The organism is Pseudaminobacter salicylatoxidans (genome assembly GCF_003148475.1).
GTDB classification, from domain to species: Bacteria; Pseudomonadota; Alphaproteobacteria; order Rhizobiales; family Rhizobiaceae; genus Pseudaminobacter; species Pseudaminobacter salicylatoxidans.
The window spans coordinates 93609-110106 of record NZ_QGGG01000012.1 but is presented as its reverse complement, the minus strand read 5'-3'; the positions used below and the strand labels follow the sequence as shown (position 1 = coordinate 110106).

The following is a 16498-nucleotide window of genomic DNA, read 5'->3' as shown; positions in this document are numbered from 1 at the left end:
TTGCCTGCATGAGCGATGATTACCCATATGCCTCGTCATATCAGGACCGCCACGACAAAACTCGTTGGCGATTTCGTCGCAATGGGAGAACGAGAAGCCTTCCCGGTTCTCCCGGCGAGCCAGACTTTGAGGCAGCATATCGAGCGGCGATTGAAGGCCGTGAACCGCCGAAGAAAGCCGCCGTTGTGGCGATGCCGGGCGCGTCGCTGCCGGAAACCTTTGGCGCGGCATGGAATCGGGTTATGCAGTCTGCCGAGTGGAAGGCCTACAGCATCGCGACCAAGACCAAGAATTCGAAGCTAGCCGAGGAATTCTTGCTGTCGCGCATCGTGCCTGACGATCCGTTTCTATGGCGCGACGTGCCGGTGAAGGACATGCGCCGCCGGCATCTCAAGGACATCATCGCGGACCATTCCGACACGCCCCACAAGGCCAAACACCTTCTCGTTGCGATCCGGAAGATGATTTATGCCGCGCTCGATGAGGAATGGATAGAGGTTGATCCATCCTACAAGCTGAAATGGCGGCCAGAATATATCGGCTGGAAGGCTTGGACACCGGAAGCCATGGAGGCTTTCGAAAAGCGATGGCCAATCGGCACCACGCCTCGCCTCACCTATGCGCTTGCCTTATGGCTCGGGAATCGCCGCAGCGATGTCGTGACGCTCCGATGGGATCAGCGCTGCACGCGGCAGATCCAGCAAGGCGAGACGAGCCGAAAGGTTGAAGGCTTCTTAGTCGTACAGGAAAAGGGTGGGGCAGCAGTCTTCGTGCCCATCACTCCTATGCTCGAAGAGGTTCTAGCGGCCACGCTGCGCAAGGGCGAGACGGTGCTGGTGACGCAATACGGCGAACCATTCTCGGCAAAGTCGATCACCGGAAGGATGGCCGATTGGACGAAGGCGGCAAAGATCGACAAGGGATACACGCTTCACGGCCTTCGCAAGACGCTTGGAAAGATGCTGGCAGAGGGCGGCGCATCAACCCGCCAGCTCATGAAAATTCTCGGCCACGATGATATCGAACACGCCGAACTCTATTCGCGCGAGGCAGAGCAGGTGCTGCTCGCCACCGAAGGTATGGACAAGGTCACAAAACTGGTGAATCGCCGCCGTGGCTAACCCTTTGGCGAACCTCATGGCTAACCACAAAATAAGTAATTGATTTTAAAGGAATTTTGGTGGGCCCGGAGGGACTCGAACCCCCAACCAAGCGGTTATGAGCCGCCGGCTCTAACCATTGAGCTACAGGCCCCACACACCGGCTGGATAGTGTCTTTTTGCGCAGCGCACAAGGCTTTACGCGCAAACAGTTTTGCACTTGCCGCATTCAACCCATAATCGCACCATAGTGCCGCTTGCATAGGGACGACGATATTGGAGATTTGCATGACGAAACATTACCTGCCGCTCGCGCTCGCTGCTGCGATTGCCCTTCCCGCCGCTGCCGCGCACGCTCAGGCCGCACAGAATCAGCCACCGGCGCGCATCATCGTCACCGGCGAAGGCGAAAAAACCGTCGCGCCCGATCTCGCTCTGCTCTCGCTCAGCGTGATGCGCGAGGCCAAGACCGCACGCGAGGCCCTGGACGCCAACAACGACGCCATGGCCGCCGTGATCGCGGCCATGAAGGCCGCCGGCATCGAGGACCGCGACCTGCAGACTTCAGGCATTCAGATCACCCCGCGCTACAATTTCAACAACAGACCCGATGGCAGCCAGGAGGCGGAGTTGGTCGCCTACCAGGTCACCAACACGCTTTCGGTGCGTGTGCGCGATCTGGCCAAGGCCGGCGACATTCTCGACAAGTCTGTTTCACTCGGCGTCAACCAGGGCGGCGGCATCAACTTCACCAATGACGATCCTTCGGCGGTGCTGACCGAAGCTCGCAAGCTCGCGGTTGAGGATGCGATCGCCAAAGCCAAGGTGCTGAGCGAGGCAGCCGGCGTGAAGCTCGGTCGCGTGTTGGAGATCGCGGACCAGTCCTTCCAGCCGCGCCCGATGCCGATGGCCAAGAGCGTCGCCTTCGACAGCGCCAGGGCGGTTCCGATCCAGGCCGGCGAGAACTCCTACAACGTCCAGGTCAACGTCACTTTCGAGATCAAGTAAGCAGCATATGCGGGCGGCGGATCGAGCGGCGCCTGCATTTCTCGCGATGGACATGGAAAAGCCCCGAGGGATTACTCCTCCGGGGCTTTTTATTGATCGCCGGGTTCCGGCCTGCCGTCAGCGCAGGATCGGGCAGTGCGAGGCGCGGCCGAAGGTTATGACCCTGCGGTCGCCGAACTTGCGGCCCACCACGGTGATGGTGCGCCGGCTGACATCAACGACGCGGGCACGGTGCAGGCCCATGCGGTCGGCCTTGTTGAGCGCACGTTCAGGCGTGCAGACGCGGCGGTCCCAGCGGTCACGACGATCCCAGCGGTCGGGGCGATGCCACCGATGATCGTTATCGCGGACATAGAAGCCGCCACCTGCGCCGCCACTGCCCAGATTGAGGTAAATGCCATCGGCCTGCGCGCTGGCCGGAAGGGCAGCCATGGCGCCGAGCCCGATGAAGGCGGAAAGCGCGGCGGTCTTGAGCATATTCAGCATCGGTGTCTCCTCTTTGGCTGAACCGTTCGGCGGTTCTTGCCGAAGCAATGTGGAGACAATGCCGGACCTCTGCTGAATGTTTCCAGAATCCGCCGTTCATCTGCGGTTCATGCAGTAAATCATTGAAAACTATCCGCAATAATACGTGTTCAGAGAGGTTTGCACGCGATTTCCGAGGTCGCCTTCAGGGCTCCTCGGCGAGCATGTGCTCGAAGAAATCCTCAGGCTCGGCCAGTTCGCTTTCCAGCGCCGTGACACGGCCGCGCATGGACATGCCGGCTGTATGGACCGTCTCGGGATTCCCTGAAATCAGCGGATGCCACCAGTAGAGATCGCGTCCCTCCGCAACCAGGCGATAGGCACAGGTCTGCGGCAGCCAGGAGATGGTGCGCACATTTTGTGGCGTGAGGCCGACACAGTCGGGCACGCGCGCGAGACGGTTGTGATAGTCGGCGCAGCGACAGGTTCCCGCGTCGAAAAGGCGGCAGCCCACGCTCGTCCAGTAGATGTCGCCGGTGTCCTCGTCCTCGAGCTTCGACATGCAGCATTTGCCGCAACCGTCGCACAGGGATTCCCACTGCTCGGGCGTCATCGCCTCCAATTCGGTGGTTTTCCAGAAGGGTTCGTTCATGGCCTGCATGTGGCCCGCGAACACGCCAAAATCAAGCGAAACCGGCACTTTGTGGCAGGTTTTGCCCACACTTCCGGTTTGCCCGGCAATCGCCCCACTCATGCCCCCTTTGCGGCCTTCGGGGAACAAATTTTCGTGTCCTATGTTCCTTTCAGGACGGGACTTATGCATCCAATGGAGAATTCACTGATGAAGCGCCAACCAAGGATTTTGACGGGCACCGCGCTCGGCCTGCTCATGGCATCCGCACCGCTGTCTGCAGCGCCGATGCCCGGCAACGTCACTGGTGAGGCGGTGCAGGCACCTTTCACGACGCACCTTTCCGCGCCCATCGTTCTGGCGCAGGCGGAAGAGCAGCCCTTGGAAGAGGTGCTTCCGAAAAAGCACCGCAAGAAGGAGCAGGCTCCCGCCGAGGCTGCACCGGAAGCCGCACCCCAGGCACAGGAGGCGGCTCCGGCTGAAGAGCAGCCGATGAAGCCGCGCCGGAAGGAGCGCAAGGAGGCTCCGGCAGCCGGGCAGGAGATGGCGCCTGTGCCCGCTGAGGCCCGGCCCGAGGCCGCGCCTGAGAAGCCGCGCAAGAAGAACCGCAAGGAAACGCCGGCAGCCGAGCAGGAGATGGCGCCTGCGCCCGCTGAGGCCCAGCCCGAGGCCATGCCCGAGAAGCCGCGCAAGAAGAACCGCAAGGAAACGCCGGCAGCCGAGCAGGAGATGGCGCCTGCGCCCGCTGAGGCCCAGCCCGAGGCCATGCCCGAGAAGCCGCGCAAGAAGAACCGCAAGGAAACGCCGGCAGCCGAGCAGGAAATGGCCCCTGCACCCGCTGAGGCCCAACCCGAAGCTGCACCCGAAAAGCCTCGCAAGAAGAACCGTAAGGAAGCGCCAGCCACCGAGCAGGAAACGGCACCCGTACCCGCCGAAAAGCCGACGGAAACAAAGAAAACACCGCAGGAGGCCACTCCCGAGCAACCGACAGAGGCAAAGCCGGAAAAGCGTGTGAAGAGGAAGGGAGGCCAGCAGGCTCCCGAAACAGAGCAGCCGGGCGCACCCAGTGAGGCGACCACCCCAACTCCCGCCGAGAAACCTGTGACGGGTGAAGAGCAACAGGCTCCCGCCGAAACCACCGGCGAAGGTAAGGCCGTACCTACACCCGACAGCCAGAAGGCAGCCCCTGTCCCCGACAGCCAGAAGCTTGCTCCCGCAGAAGGCCAGGCCGAAGGCACGCCCGATCAGGGCAAGAGAGGCCAGCGGGGCGAGAAGCGCCGTCCGGCCGCGCCGGAGGAAGCCGGCCCGCCACCTGCCGACGACAAGGCCGCCCAGCGGGAAGTGCGCACCGAAAAGATCGAGCCGGTAACGGCCGAGCAGGGCAAGCGCGTCAAGGAACGGCGCGTCGACATTTCCCGCCGTGAGCGCCCCGAAGGCACCGAGGTGCTCAAGCAATTCGGTGATCGCGTCATCATCGAACTCGGCAAGCAGATCATGGTGGAGAGCGATGACCGCCCGCGTATGCGCCATGGCGCGCGGGACGTCTATTACGAGGATCTGTCGCGCGGCCGCACCCGCGAAACCATCGAGCGTGGCGACGGCACCCGCGTCGTGACCATTCGCAACAGCTATGGCGACGTCATCCGCCGTTCACGTATCACGCCAGACGGCCGCGAATATGTGCTCGTCTATGTGGAGGACGAGGATCTCGACCGCGTCCGCGACTGGCGCGATCCCGGTCTCGACCTGCCGCCGCTTCGGCTCGACATTCCCGAGGACGAATATGTGCTGACGGCCGAGCGTGCGCGCGACCCGGATATGTATTATCGCTTCCTCGAACAGCCACCGGTCGAGCCGGTCGAGCGCCTTTATTCCATTGACGAGGTCAAGCGTTCTGCGCGCATCCGCGACAAGACGCGGCGCATCGACCTCGACACCATCACTTTCGATTTCGGCTCGGCCTCAATCGCCGAGAACGAGATTCAGCGCCTGGAAGGCGTGGCGACCGCGATCGAACGCATTCTGGAGCGGAACCCGGCCGAAACCTTCCTGATCGAAGGACACACCGACGCCGTGGGTTCCGATCTCGCCAATCTGGCGTTGTCGGACAAACGAGCGGAATCGGTTGCCGACGCGCTCACCAATGTCTTCGACATTCCGCCGGAGAACCTGGCAACGCAGGGCTATGGCGAGCAGTTCCTGAAGGTGGGAACCGACGCGCCCGAACGCCAGAACCGCCGTGTGGTCATCCGGCGCATCACGCCGCTGGTGGCGCCGGTCGCCAGCAACGGGGGCTGACTATGGCCTTTCGACCCGGTTTTGCCAGATTCCTGGTCGATACTCGCTGTCGATCACGGTTTCGCGAGCCGGCCCCGAGGTCATTGACGCGCCCGGCCCATAGCACCAGTTCAATTGGTGCGTAGTTCCCTGCCCCGTCCCCCTAGCCGGGGGACTGCGGCGAAAGCCCGGCCGGTTCCCCCCTCCCCGGCCGGGCTTTTCCTTTCTGGAAAAGCGGCAATCTGCCTCGCGATCGGCTCTTGAAAAGCGTTGCGCGGTCCCTGAAATACGCGCTTTCTCTCCAGACCACGATGCGAAAAAGTGCGGTTTCGCACGACATCATGGTCTATCCAGGTGATTTTGCCACATGTACGCGCCGCCAGGTGATTCGACCTGGTTGCAGCAGGCTCTAACGGAAGGCTCCATGAAACGTCTCGAACTCGCCATCGAATCCATCATTCTCGCCTCGCGCTGGCTACTGGTCGCGTTCTATCTCGGGCTGGCCGTGGCGCTGGCGGTCTACGCGCTTTCGTTCGGGAAGAAGCTGTTCGAATTCACCACCAACGTGATGGTGCTGCACGAAACCGATACGATCCTGAAGATTCTCGGCTTGATTGACGCCGCGCTCGTGGCAAGCCTGGTGGTGATGGTCATCATCTCCGGCTATGAAAACTTCGTCAGCCGCTTCGACAACCATGATGGCGAAGTGCATTGGCTGGGTACCATCGATGTCGGGTCGCTCAAGATCAAGGTCGCTTCCACAATCGTGGCGATCTCCTCGATCCACCTGCTGCAGGTCTTTCTCAACCACGCCAGCTACACCAGCGAGCAGATCATGTGGCTGACGCTGATGCATCTCACTTTCGTGGTCTCCGCCTTCATCCTGGCCTATATCGACAGGATCACCGGCCTTTCAAAGAAGGGCGGAAAGGACCTCAAGGCCCCGCAGGAACCGGGCTTGTAATCTGCCGCAGGGAACCTGCAGGCGAGGCAAAAGCTCCTGTCAGTATCGCTTCACCAGCGATCGGTAAATCGGCTTGGATCTTGCCCACACAGACCTTTACCAGGGGCGGGTCACTTCCGTTTGCGTCTGCTCCAGCACTGTATCCGGCACGAAGAAATCGCCGGCCAGCGCGCCCGTCACGCCGGGCGCGTATTTTGAGAAGTCGGTGACGCCCGCTTCGCGCAGCACCAGTTCGTCTATGTAGAAATTGCCGGTCCTCTCGCGCGACGGGCTGGTGAGGATGACATGCGCCGCATCGGCCATGATCTCCGGGGTGCGGCTCATATCGGCCATGGCCGCGCCGCCCAGAAGGTTGCGTACCGCGGCGGTGTCGATGGTCGTCAGCGGCCACAGCGAATTGACCGCAATGCCGTCCCCGGCGAACTCGGCGCTCATGCCCAACGTGCACATCGACATGCCGAATTTGGCCATGGTGTAGGCGACATGGTTCTTGAACCACTTGGCATCCATGTCCAGCGGCGGTGCCAGATTCAAAATATGAGGATTTTGCGCCAACTTCAGATGTGGAATGCACATTTTGGAAACGAGGAACGTGCCGCGCGTATTGATCTGGTGCATCAGATCATAGCGCTTCATATCCGTTTCCAGCGTGCCGGTAAGCTGGATGGCGCTGGCATTGTTGATGCAGATGTCGATGCCGCCGAAACGCTCGACGGTCCTGGCCACTGCATCCGCCACCTGTTGTTCATCGCGAATGTCGCACACCACCGGAAGAACCTTGCCGCCAGCTTTCTCGATTTCCCCGGCCGCCGTATAGATCGTGCCCGGCAGTTTGGGATGCGGCTCGGCCGTCTTGGCCGCAATCGTCACATTGGCGCCGTCGCGCGCGGCTCGCAATGCAATCGCAAGGCCGATGCCCCGCGATCCGCCCGAAATGAAAAGCGTCTTGTTCTTCAGCGACACGGCAATCTCTCCTCGTTGCCGGGCCAGTGTGTGGCGGGCTCCTCTTCGCGTCAATCGGTGGTGACTGTCTCTTCCGTGGTCCTCACCGCAACGCCGGCTCCATCTACGGAAACGGAACCCGCCTTCACCGAGGTGGTTGCCGTCCCGTTGGAAACGTGCGTGCCGAACACCCCGCCGCCCACCGCGCAACCCGACAGAACAGCCGTCGAGACACCTGCGGCAAACGCCAAATGGATGAATCTTTTCGGCAATGGCTTCATGATCTTCTCCTGCCCTATTGTTCCCGGCTTTGCGACAAGGATCAAGAATTCGCTCTTTCGCGGCGCGCAAGAACATGATCCCGGACCGACGGTCCGGGATCATTCGTCACAAACAGGGGCTTGGAAAGAAAGGTGGGCTCGGAGGATCGCCTCACTACAGCGCGCTGCCTTCCAGATATTGCGCGGCGAACTCCTCGCTTGGCGCGATCGGCTTGATGATGTCGATCAAGACGCCATTTGGATCGGCGGTGATGAAATGGCGCTGGCCAAAGGCCTCGTCGCGCAGCGTCAGCAGGATCGGCAGGCCCGCCGCCTGAGCGCGCTCATAGTGCGCGTCGGGGTCCTTCACCTCGAAATTGATCAGCAGGCCGGCTGCACTCTTGCCGCGCGCGGGCTCGGGTATCGTCTCATGATCGGCCTGCACGATGCCGAGATTTACCCGCCGGTCCTCCGTCGACTGGAGATGCACATACCAGTCGCTCTCGAACAAGGGCGCGAAGCCGAAATGCTCGGTATAGAAGACGGCGGTCGCGGCAACGTCGTCTGTCATGATCACGGGGTAGTAGCTGGTGGTTTTCATGGCTTTCAATCTCCATGGAATTTACATACAGTCTGCATGTGAAGCTCTATTAACATACAGGCTGCATGTATGCAACAACCAACCGGCCGTCGCTCCAACCGTGAACGCACCGAGGCTACGCGCGCGGAGCTGATTGCGGCCGCACGGCGGCTGTTCACCGAAAAATCCTATGCCGAGACGGGAACGCCCGAGATCGTCAGCGCTGCAGGCGTCACCCGCGGCGCGCTCTATCATCATTTCAGCGACAAACAGGCTCTGTTTCGCGCGGTCGTGGAACAGGAAGCGGCCGCCGTCGCGGACGAGATCGAGAACGCGACACCCGCCAACCTGTCGGCACGCCGGGCGCTGCTGCAGGGCGCCGAAGCCTTCATGGCCGCCATGCGCGAACCGGGGCGCACGCGCCTGCTGTTGCTGGATGGCCCGGCGGTTCTGGGCCGCGCCGAGATGGACGACATCGATGCGCGCCACAGCGCCCGCACGCTGCGCACCGGCATCGCCATCGCTATGCGTGAAGGCGAAATGAAGAAGCTGCCGCTCGACGCGATCACCACCCTGCTCTCTGCCGCCTTCGATCGCGCGGCGCTGGCGGTGGAGGCGGGCGCTTGCCCGGACGATCATTTGCGGGCACTTGCCGCGCTCATCGACGGGCTGATGGCCGATTGACGTTTTGTGCGCAGGCGACGCACAAAAAAGAGCGCCGAAGCGCTCTTGTCGGCGGGTTGCGCCGCAACTGGGTCAGCCGAATATCGACTCGCCCTGCTCGTCGATGATCTGCTTGCCCTTTTTGAAGGATACCTCGACCGCATCATCAAGCGAGGCGAAACGGTCAGCTCGGATGAAGCGATGCTCCTTCACCGCCTCGCCGACCTCCTTGGAGATGATGCCGCAGGTCTGGAACTGGCCGCCTTCCTTGAACGGCGTGGCGCGAATGCGGAAGCCGTTGTACTCGATCTCCTTGACTGCGGTTTCCGAGGTCTTGTCGGCTTCGCCGCCCCCGCCGAAAAGACGTTTGAAAAAAGACATATGCACCTCGTCCTGGATTCAATACTTAAAGGCTAGAGCATCGGAGCGAAAAGGGGAATCCGGTTTTCGGAATATCCGATGCTGATTTCCGCCGGATCGTTTTCGGTTCTCCGACGCATAGCGACGGAGAGACTCACGCCGCGGCGGCGCCAATTGTCGCGCGCGACACACGAAGTCCACACATAGGGCGCATCCGCCGTTCGGGTACCGGCGATGGCGTTATTCGAGCGTGGCGATGATTTCCCGATAGGCGGCCTCCGGAAATGCCTTGAGCGTACAGCTACGGACATTTCCGGCCTGGCCGATCTGCAAGGCAAAACGCGCGGCCACCGCATCATCAGGCGCCTCGCATACGGCCACCATGTCGTATTCGCCCATGGTGAGGTAAAAATGCTTGAAGCTGCCGCCCATGTCCTGGAGCTGCTTCTTGGCCGCGTCGAGCCGGCGCGGCGATTCCCGCACATTCCTTACGCCCTGTTCGGTCCACTTCATCAGCATGATGTAGGTTGTCACGACACACCTCCTTTGGCGCCGTAACGCGAAGACAAGCGGCGCGGGCGCCGGCAACCCTCTCCCCCCCGAAACGAGATATGGCTCCCGTATGGTCGAGGACAAGCATGCGCCGACACATCATGTTGTCCCGAACCGCTTCAGGACCAGTCGTCCCAGATTCTGCCGCCGCGTGGCGGCACGCATCTGTCGTGGCGCAGCAATGTCCATTCCTCGCACACGCTGCCATCCAGCAGACGGCAGAAGCCGAACTGCTTGCCGGCGCGGGTCTGGCGACTGTCCGGCTGCCCGCCGATATAAAGGCAATAATCCACCGCCGCATTGTGCAGATAGATCACTCCGGCCTGCGGCTTGTTCGGCGAACAGCCAACCGCTGCGGTCAGGGTGAGGATCATCACGGCACTGCGTGCTTTCAGGCTGATTGCCATCTGCCTGCCTCCTTCCCTTTCCCCCGAAAAGAAAAGAGCCCGGGGCATGCCCGGGCTCTCTTATATCTCAGCTGTCGAGGAAGCTTCTCAGCTTGCGCGAGCGGCTCGGATGCTTGAGCTTGCGCAACGCCTTCGCCTCGATCTGGCGGATACGCTCGCGCGTGACCGAAAACTGCTGGCCGACTTCTTCCAGCGTGTGGTCGGTGTTCATGCCGATGCCGAAGCGCATGCGCAGCACCCGTTCCTCGCGCGGCGTGAGCGATGCCAGAACGCGGGTCGTCGTCTCGCGCAGGTTCGCCTGAATGGCGGCGTCGATCGGCAAGAGCGCATTCTTGTCCTCGATGAAGTCTCCGAGGTGCGAATCCTCCTCGTCGCCCACCGGCGTCTCGAGGGAGATCGGCTCCTTGGCGATCTTCAGCACCTTGCGCACCTTTTCGAGCGGCATTGCGAGCTTTTCAGCCAGTTCTTCCGGCGTCGGCTCGCGGCCGATCTCGTGCAGCATCTGGCGCGAGGTGCGCACGATCTTGTTGATCGTCTCGATCATATGCACCGGAATGCGGATCGTGCGGGCCTGGTCGGCGATCGACCGGGTGATCGCCTGCCTGATCCACCAGGTTGCGTAGGTCGAGAACTTGTAGCCGCGGCGGTATTCGAACTTGTCGACCGCCTTCATCAGGCCGATATTGCCTTCCTGGATGAGGTCCAGGAACTGCAGGCCGCGGTTCGTGTACTTCTTGGCGATGGAGATGACGAGACGCAGGTTCGCTTCCACCATCTCCTTCTTGGCGATGGCCGCTTCGCGCTCACCCTTCTGCACCTGGTTCACGATCTTGCGGAATTCGGCGATGGAAATCGCAGTTTCGGTCGCCAGATTCTGGATTTCCGAACGCAGATCGTTGATTGTGGAGGTTTCCTTCTGCGTAAATTCCTTCCAGCCGCGGCTGGGGAGCTTGGCAATGTTCGACGCCCAATTGGGATCGAGCTCGGAGCCCTGATACTCCCGCAGGAACTCGTCGCGGCGCACGCCGAAGCTTTCGGCCAGACGCAGCAGCTTGCCTTCGTTCTGCACCAGACGCTTGTTGATGTCGTAGAGCTGCTCCACCAGCGCCTCGATGCGGGCATTGTTGAGCGATAGCGACTTCACGGCCGTGATGAGCTGGTCCTTCAGCTCCTTCAGGCGACGATCCTGGCTGGGCGACAGCGTGTCGGCGTCGGCCAGCCGGCTTTCCACCTGCTGGTCCTGCAGCTTGCGCAGCTTCTTGTAGGTGTCGGCGATGACGTCGAGCGTTTCCATCACCTGCGGGCGAAGCTCGGCTTCCATGGCCGCGAGCGACAGGTTGGTCTCGTCCTCGTCCTCTTCGTCCTCTTCCGTGCGGTTCTCGCCGCCGACATTGGTGATGTCGTCGTCGTCATTGCTGCGCGCACGTCGGGGCGGATTGCGATCTTCCGGGGTCTTGGGCCGCTCCAGCTCCTCGCGGTCGAGCACCGGGGCCTGCTTGGCTTCCGGCCCGGCATAGGTGGCTTCGAGGTCGATGATCTCGCGCAGCAGGATCTTCGCTTCGTTGAGCTCGTCGCGCCAGATGATGATGGCCTGGAAGGTCAGCGGGCTCTCGCACAGGCCCGCGATCATGGTCTCGCGACCGGCCTCGATGCGCTTGGCGATAGCGATTTCGCCCTCGCGTGACAGCAGCTCGACCGACCCCATTTCGCGCAGATACATGCGCACCGGATCGTCGGTACGGTCCGTCGGTTCCTTCTTCGTCGTGGTGGCGGCAACAGCCGTGCCGGTCTGCTCGGCAAGCTCGTTGGCGTCTTCCTCGGCATCGCCGGAGGCTTCGGCCTCGTTTTCCTCGCCGGCCTCGTCATCCTCGACGACATTGATGCCCATGTCCGAAAGCATGGCCATCGTGTCCTCGATCTGTTCGGAGGTGACTTCCTCCGAGGGCAGGACCGAATTCAGTTCGTCCATGGTGACATAGCCGCGCTTCTTCGCGGCCTTGATCATCTTCTTGACAGCATCATCGGAAAGGTCGAGCAGAGGGCCATCGGTGGCGCCTTCGCGTTCGTTCTCGACCTCTTCCTTTTCCTTAATCGCCATTCTTCTGCTTTCTCCAAGCGATCGGCCGTACGGAGCCCCAAGCTCTCCGACCGGGTAACAAATCACCGGCACTGCGGCTTGATCAAGCCGTTAGCAGTGCGTCAGTTACCTCCTGATTAACCCTAATATCTGGGGCAGCTTGTGCTTGCCGTCCAGATCAGCTTCCCATTCTGCCAATTCGGGTGCGGGTCGTTCCGCGTTCTCAAACTTCGAATCGTTCTGATTCCGCCATTCGGACCATAGGTCAAGCGCCTGTCGCATGATTCGCACCATAAAAGCGAATCAAATGCGATTCGTTTCCGCCCAACTTCCTTGCTGCCGGCCGGTGGCCCGTCAGTTTCGATCGGTGCGACCCGAAGATATACCGAAGCCTTCAATCAGCGCCTCGGTAGCCTGAACGTCACGAAACTGGGCCTGGACTTCCACCAGATGTCGATAATTTTCATCGGTTGGATCGGTGGCCAATGCCGTTTCCGCTACTTTCAGCTCCTTATGTAGAGTTCGGGCGCTACGGTGCAAGTGCAGCGCCTGACCGAAAGCATCGCGCGCATCTTCGATGGCTGCATCCTCAAGCGCCGGCCACATCCTCGCCTTGCGCACCAGCGCGATGGCGCGCTGCCATATCTCCTCCAAACCCGCCTGCACGATATGCGCCGCGATGGCGCCGCGCTCTTCCGCTTCATGCGCCACGGCGTCTATCGCCGCATTGTGCAGCAGCCGCAGATCCGGATCGGTCAGGTCGAGTTCCTCGATATGTTCGAAATGCTCGTCGATCAGGATCGGATGATTGATGAGCGTCACCACGAGCGCCGCCTCACGCAGCGGCATTACGCCGCTGGCACGCCTGACCAGCGCCGAACGCGCAAGGCTCTCCGAAACCGCCAGCCGCCCGGCCGCGATACCGGGCCTGCTACCACCGCGCTGGCCGGCATAACGGTTGCCACCGCCGCCCTGCTGCTGCGGCCGGGCACGCTGCGCGCCAAAAAAGCTCATCACCCGGTCGCGCATTTCCTGCGCGTAGTGATAGCGCACGCTCTCGTCCTTGATGCGATTGGTGAGTTCGCGCAGCGTCTTTTCCAGCTCGGCCCGCCGCTCGGGCGTATCGAACACCCCGCCCGAAGTCTCGCGCATCCACAGGAGATCGGCCAGCGGCCGCGCTTCGGCCAGCACTGCCTTGAAGGCATCCGGCCCCTCGGCCTTCACCAGATCGTCAGGGTCCTTGCCTTCCGGCAGCAGCGCAAAGCGCGCCGTGTGGCCTGCCTGGACCAATGGCAGCACCATGTCGGCCACGCGCCAGGCCGCGCGCAAGCCTGCCTGATCGCCGTCGAAGCACAGGACCGGCTCGCCGGTCATGCGCCACAGGATTTCAAGCTGGTTCTCGGTCAGCGCGGTGCCGAGCGGGGCCACGGCATTGTCGAACCCGGCCTGCGCCAGCGCGATCACGTCCATATAGCCCTCGACCGCGATCACCGTACCCTCACGGCCCATGCCCTTGCGGGCGCGGGCGAAATTGTAGAGCACGTTGCCCTTGTGGAAGAGTTCGGTATCGGGCGAATTCATATACTTGGCCATCGCGTCGGCCGACAGAGCCCGCCCGCCGAAGGCGATTACCTTGCCGCGCGCATCCTCGATCGGAAACATCACGCGGTCGCGGAACCAGTCATAGGAAACGGGAATGTCCGGCCCGTGCCGCACCAGGCCGCACGCCTCGATCTGCGCCTTCTCCACCCCTTTGGAGGCAAGATATTCCTTCAGCGCATTGCGGCTGTCGGGTGCATAGCCGAGACGGAATTTCTGCTGCGTCACCGACGTCAGCCCGCGGTCGCGCAGATAGGCGCGCGCCTTGGCGCCAGCGGCCGACTGCAATTGCTCCTCGAAGAATCTCGCCGCCATCTCCATGACGTCATGCAGTGAGGCGCGCTCGCGCTCGCGCCGTTCCTCCGCCTCGTCGCGTGCCGGCATGGGCACGCCGGCCATATCCGCGATGCGTTCCACCGCTTCGGGAAAGCTCATGCCGTCGAGTTCGGTCAGGAAACGGAAATGATCGCCCGAAACGCCGCAACCGAAGCAGTGGTAGCGACCCTTGCGGTCCTCGCAATGGAAACTCGGCGTCTTCTCGCCGTGGAAAGGGCAGCAGGCCCAGAAATCGCCGCGCGAAGCGTTGGTCTTGCGGCGATCCCACGCGACACGCTGGCCGATAATCGCCGAAATCGGCACCCGGTCGCGTATCTCGTCAAGGAAGGAAGGCTGGAAGCGCATGGAAGTGGCTCACTTTCCGCCCCATATAACCATGACTGTCCCGCGATACGACTCCCGGATTGAACAATGCCCGCTTTTCACAAGCAGGCGCTTCATTTCCGACGCTTTGCGACGCCATTGACCATGCACCGCGATTGGACGAAAAATATTATCCGGCTAATCTAAACGCAGACAGAGCCATGATCCTGATTCGTACCGTAACCGGCCACCTGAAACGCCAGTTCATCATGGCGGCGACGGCGCCTGCCCAAAAGGTGGCGGCATGAGCGGATCGGTCGTGCTGCTGCATCTGGCCGGCGCAGTCGCGCTGATGCTTTATGCCACGCGCATGGTGCGCACCGGCGTGGAGCGCGCCTATGGCGACCTGCTGCGCCAGAAGCTCCGCTCCACCATGCGCAACCCCTTCATGGCGGTCATCGTCGGCACCGCGCTGGCGATCGCACTGCAAAGCTCGACGGCGGTGACGCTGCTGGTGGGGTCTTTTGCGGGCGCCGGCATCGTCAGCGGCATGGCCGGGCAGCTTGCCGTGCGCGGGGCCGAAATCGGCTCGGCGCTTGTGGTCAAGATCCTGTCCTTCGACCTCACCCTGCTGGTGCCGATCTGTATCGCCGGCGGCACCGCGATATTCCTTGCCACCGAGCGGCGCACATGGCGCCAGTTTGGCCGTATCCTCGTCGGCATCGGGCTGCTGCTGCTTTCGCTTGAAATGATCGGTCAGGCGTCCGAACCCTTGCGCGACAGCAAGCTTCTGCCTGTCATCATCGACTATTTCTCCGGGGATCCGGTGACCGCTTATCTACTTGCTGCGCTGATAACCTGGCTGTTCCATTCCAGCATCGCCGGCGTGCTTCTGGTGGTCCAGCTTGCGGGGCGCGGCCTGATCCCGCCGGAACTCGGCATCGTGCTGGTGCTGGGCGTCAATCTCGGCAGCTCGATCATTGCGCCACTGCTGACGCGCGGGGCCGAGCCGGAAGTGCGCGTGGTGCCGATCGGCAACCTCCTCATGCGCGGCCTCGGCTCATTGGTGATGCTGGCGGCTTTCCTGACCTTCAAGCCCTCGCCTGCGCTCATCGGCGCGACCAGCACCGACCAGATCATCAATGCGCACATCCTGTTCAACGTCATCGTGCTGGTCGCCGGCATTCCCTGCTCGCCTCTGGTCTATCGCGCCTCGCAGGCTCTTGTCGCGCTGGGGACTTCGGCCAAGCCGGCGGAATCGCTCGCCATGGTCGAACTCAGCGCGCTCAACCAGGCCGACCTGGGCACGCCGAGCCTGGCACTTGCCAACGCGACGCGCGAAACCGTGCGTGTGTGCGAAACCGTCGAGATCATGCTCAAGCGCATCATCGAGCTTTACGAGAGCGCCAACACCGACAAGGTCACGGCGCTTGCCGCGCTCGACGACCGCGTCGACGACAAGACAGCCGCGATAAAGCTCTATCTGGCCAAGGCCACCATCCAGCAGATGACCGAGGATGAAGCACTGCGCTGCCAGGAACTGCTCGGCGCCTGCGTCAGGCTAGAGCAGGTCGGCGACATCATCGTGCGCAACATGCTGGTGCATGTGCAAAAGAAGATGCAGCGCGGGCTGGAATTCACGCCCGAGGGCTGGCGGGAGCTTTCCACCTTCCATGCCACGGTGCTGGCCAATGCGCGGCTCGCCTTCAACGTGCTGATCTCGCGCGATCCGGATTCGGCGCGCCAGCTCGTGGTGGAGAAGGACCGGCTGCGTGATTTCGAGAAGGAAACCAGCCATTCGCACTTTGCACGCCTGCGCGAGGGCGCAGAGCGCAGCGTCGAAACCAGCGCCATCCACCTCGACACCATCCGCGACCTCAAGCAGATCAACTCCCTGCTGACCTCCATGGTCTATCCGGTGCTGGAGGAACAGGGGCTGCTGCAGAAGACCCGGCTGAAGGCGAGCTGACGCGG

Annotated in this window: 17 protein-coding genes and 1 tRNA gene; 7 read left to right on the top strand and 11 right to left on the bottom strand. The window is 62.0% G+C overall.

The genetic code is table 11. The features are described from left to right. The first annotated feature begins 8 nt into the window (after positions 1–8). Positions 9–1121, top strand: coding sequence for a tyrosine-type recombinase/integrase (locus tag C7441_RS16740; RefSeq protein WP_109613848.1), 1113 nt, complete (start codon positions 9–11; stop codon positions 1119–1121). Between the two features lie 57 nt (positions 1122–1178). On the opposite strand, the gene C7441_RS16735 is transcribed toward C7441_RS16740, so the two are convergent. Continuing rightward, positions 1179–1254, bottom strand: a tRNA-Ile gene (locus C7441_RS16735). Between the two features lie 134 nt (positions 1255–1388). Between C7441_RS16735 and C7441_RS16730 the strand changes: the two genes are divergently transcribed. Then, the gene (locus tag C7441_RS16730; RefSeq protein WP_109613847.1) at positions 1389–2108 is read left to right on the top strand and encodes an SIMPL domain-containing protein; all 720 of its coding nucleotides are present in this window, start codon (positions 1389–1391) and stop codon (positions 2106–2108) included. Positions 2109–2225: 117 nt separating this feature from the next. Here C7441_RS16730 and C7441_RS16725 read toward each other — a convergent pair whose 3' ends face one another. Next, positions 2226–2594 (bottom strand): hypothetical protein, encoded by a 369-nt coding sequence (locus C7441_RS16725; RefSeq protein WP_109613846.1) that lies wholly within the window; start codon positions 2592–2594, stop codon positions 2226–2228. A gap of 184 nt (positions 2595–2778) precedes the next feature. Continuing rightward, positions 2779–3225, bottom strand: coding sequence for a YcgN family cysteine cluster protein (locus C7441_RS16720; RefSeq protein WP_109613926.1), 447 nt, complete (start codon positions 3223–3225; stop codon positions 2779–2781). A 189-nt stretch (positions 3226–3414) separates the two neighbouring features. On the opposite strand from C7441_RS16720, the gene C7441_RS16715 reads away from it, so the two are divergent. Further along, the gene (locus tag C7441_RS16715) at positions 3415–5502 is read left to right on the top strand and encodes an OmpA family protein (protein ID WP_170125160.1); all 2088 of its coding nucleotides are present in this window, start codon (positions 3415–3417) and stop codon (positions 5500–5502) included. Between the two features lie 403 nt (positions 5503–5905). Then, a complete protein-coding gene (locus tag C7441_RS16710; RefSeq protein ID WP_109613924.1) occupies positions 5906–6445 on the top strand; it encodes a TIGR00645 family protein in 540 nt (179 codons plus the stop codon). A 96-nt stretch (positions 6446–6541) separates the two neighbouring features. On the opposite strand, the gene C7441_RS16705 is transcribed toward C7441_RS16710, so the two are convergent. The 3 genes from C7441_RS16705 to C7441_RS16695 all read right to left on the bottom strand — a co-directional run bounded on the left by C7441_RS16705 (position 6542) and on the right by C7441_RS16695 (position 8248). Further along, a complete protein-coding gene (locus tag C7441_RS16705; RefSeq protein WP_109613845.1) occupies positions 6542–7408 on the bottom strand; it encodes an SDR family oxidoreductase in 867 nt (288 codons plus the stop codon). Positions 7409–7458: 50 nt separating this feature from the next. Beyond that, positions 7459–7668, bottom strand: coding sequence for a hypothetical protein (locus tag C7441_RS16700; protein WP_146201507.1), 210 nt, complete (start codon positions 7666–7668; stop codon positions 7459–7461). Positions 7669–7822: 154 nt separating this feature from the next. After that, a complete protein-coding gene (locus C7441_RS16695) occupies positions 7823–8248 on the bottom strand; it encodes a VOC family protein (protein ID WP_109613843.1) in 426 nt (141 codons plus the stop codon). A 69-nt stretch (positions 8249–8317) separates the two neighbouring features. Here C7441_RS16695 and C7441_RS16690 point away from each other — a divergent pair, with 69 nt between their 5' ends. Then, on the top strand, positions 8318–8911 hold the full coding sequence (locus tag C7441_RS16690; RefSeq protein WP_109613842.1) for a TetR/AcrR family transcriptional regulator: 594 nt from the start codon (positions 8318–8320) through the stop codon (positions 8909–8911). A 72-nt stretch (positions 8912–8983) separates the two neighbouring features. Here C7441_RS16690 and C7441_RS16685 read toward each other — a convergent pair whose 3' ends face one another. From C7441_RS16685 to dnaG, 5 genes are all read right to left on the bottom strand, one after another. After that, a complete protein-coding gene (locus C7441_RS16685; protein WP_019171393.1) occupies positions 8984–9271 on the bottom strand; it encodes an HlyU family transcriptional regulator in 288 nt (95 codons plus the stop codon). Positions 9272–9490: 219 nt separating this feature from the next. Then, positions 9491–9784, bottom strand: a complete 294-nt coding sequence (locus C7441_RS16680) for a GYD domain-containing protein (protein WP_019171392.1) — start codon at positions 9782–9784, stop codon at positions 9491–9493. A gap of 137 nt (positions 9785–9921) precedes the next feature. After that, positions 9922–10209, bottom strand: a complete 288-nt coding sequence (locus C7441_RS16675; protein ID WP_170125159.1) for a putative hemolysin — start codon at positions 10207–10209, stop codon at positions 9922–9924. Positions 10210–10276: 67 nt separating this feature from the next. Then, on the bottom strand, positions 10277–12307 hold the full coding sequence (gene rpoD, locus C7441_RS16670; RefSeq protein WP_109613840.1) for an RNA polymerase sigma factor RpoD: 2031 nt from the start codon (positions 12305–12307) through the stop codon (positions 10277–10279). A 333-nt stretch (positions 12308–12640) separates the two neighbouring features. After that, entirely contained in the window at positions 12641–14566 is a 1926-nt protein-coding gene (gene dnaG / locus C7441_RS16665) for a DNA primase (RefSeq protein ID WP_109613839.1), read from the bottom strand. 59 nt (positions 14567–14625) lie between these two features. Between dnaG and C7441_RS23810 the strand changes: the two genes are divergently transcribed. Together C7441_RS23810 and C7441_RS16660 are read left to right on the top strand one after the other, a co-directional pair. Next, positions 14626–14832: a hypothetical protein gene (locus tag C7441_RS23810; protein ID WP_146201506.1), complete on the top strand. Its 207-nt coding sequence runs from the start codon at positions 14626–14628 to the stop codon at positions 14830–14832. After that, the gene (locus tag C7441_RS16660) at positions 14829–16493 is read left to right on the top strand and encodes a Na/Pi cotransporter family protein (RefSeq protein ID WP_109613838.1); all 1665 of its coding nucleotides are present in this window, start codon (positions 14829–14831) and stop codon (positions 16491–16493) included. Before C7441_RS23810 ends, C7441_RS16660 begins: the two co-directional genes overlap by 4 nt. Positions 16494–16498: the final 5 nt, after the last annotated feature.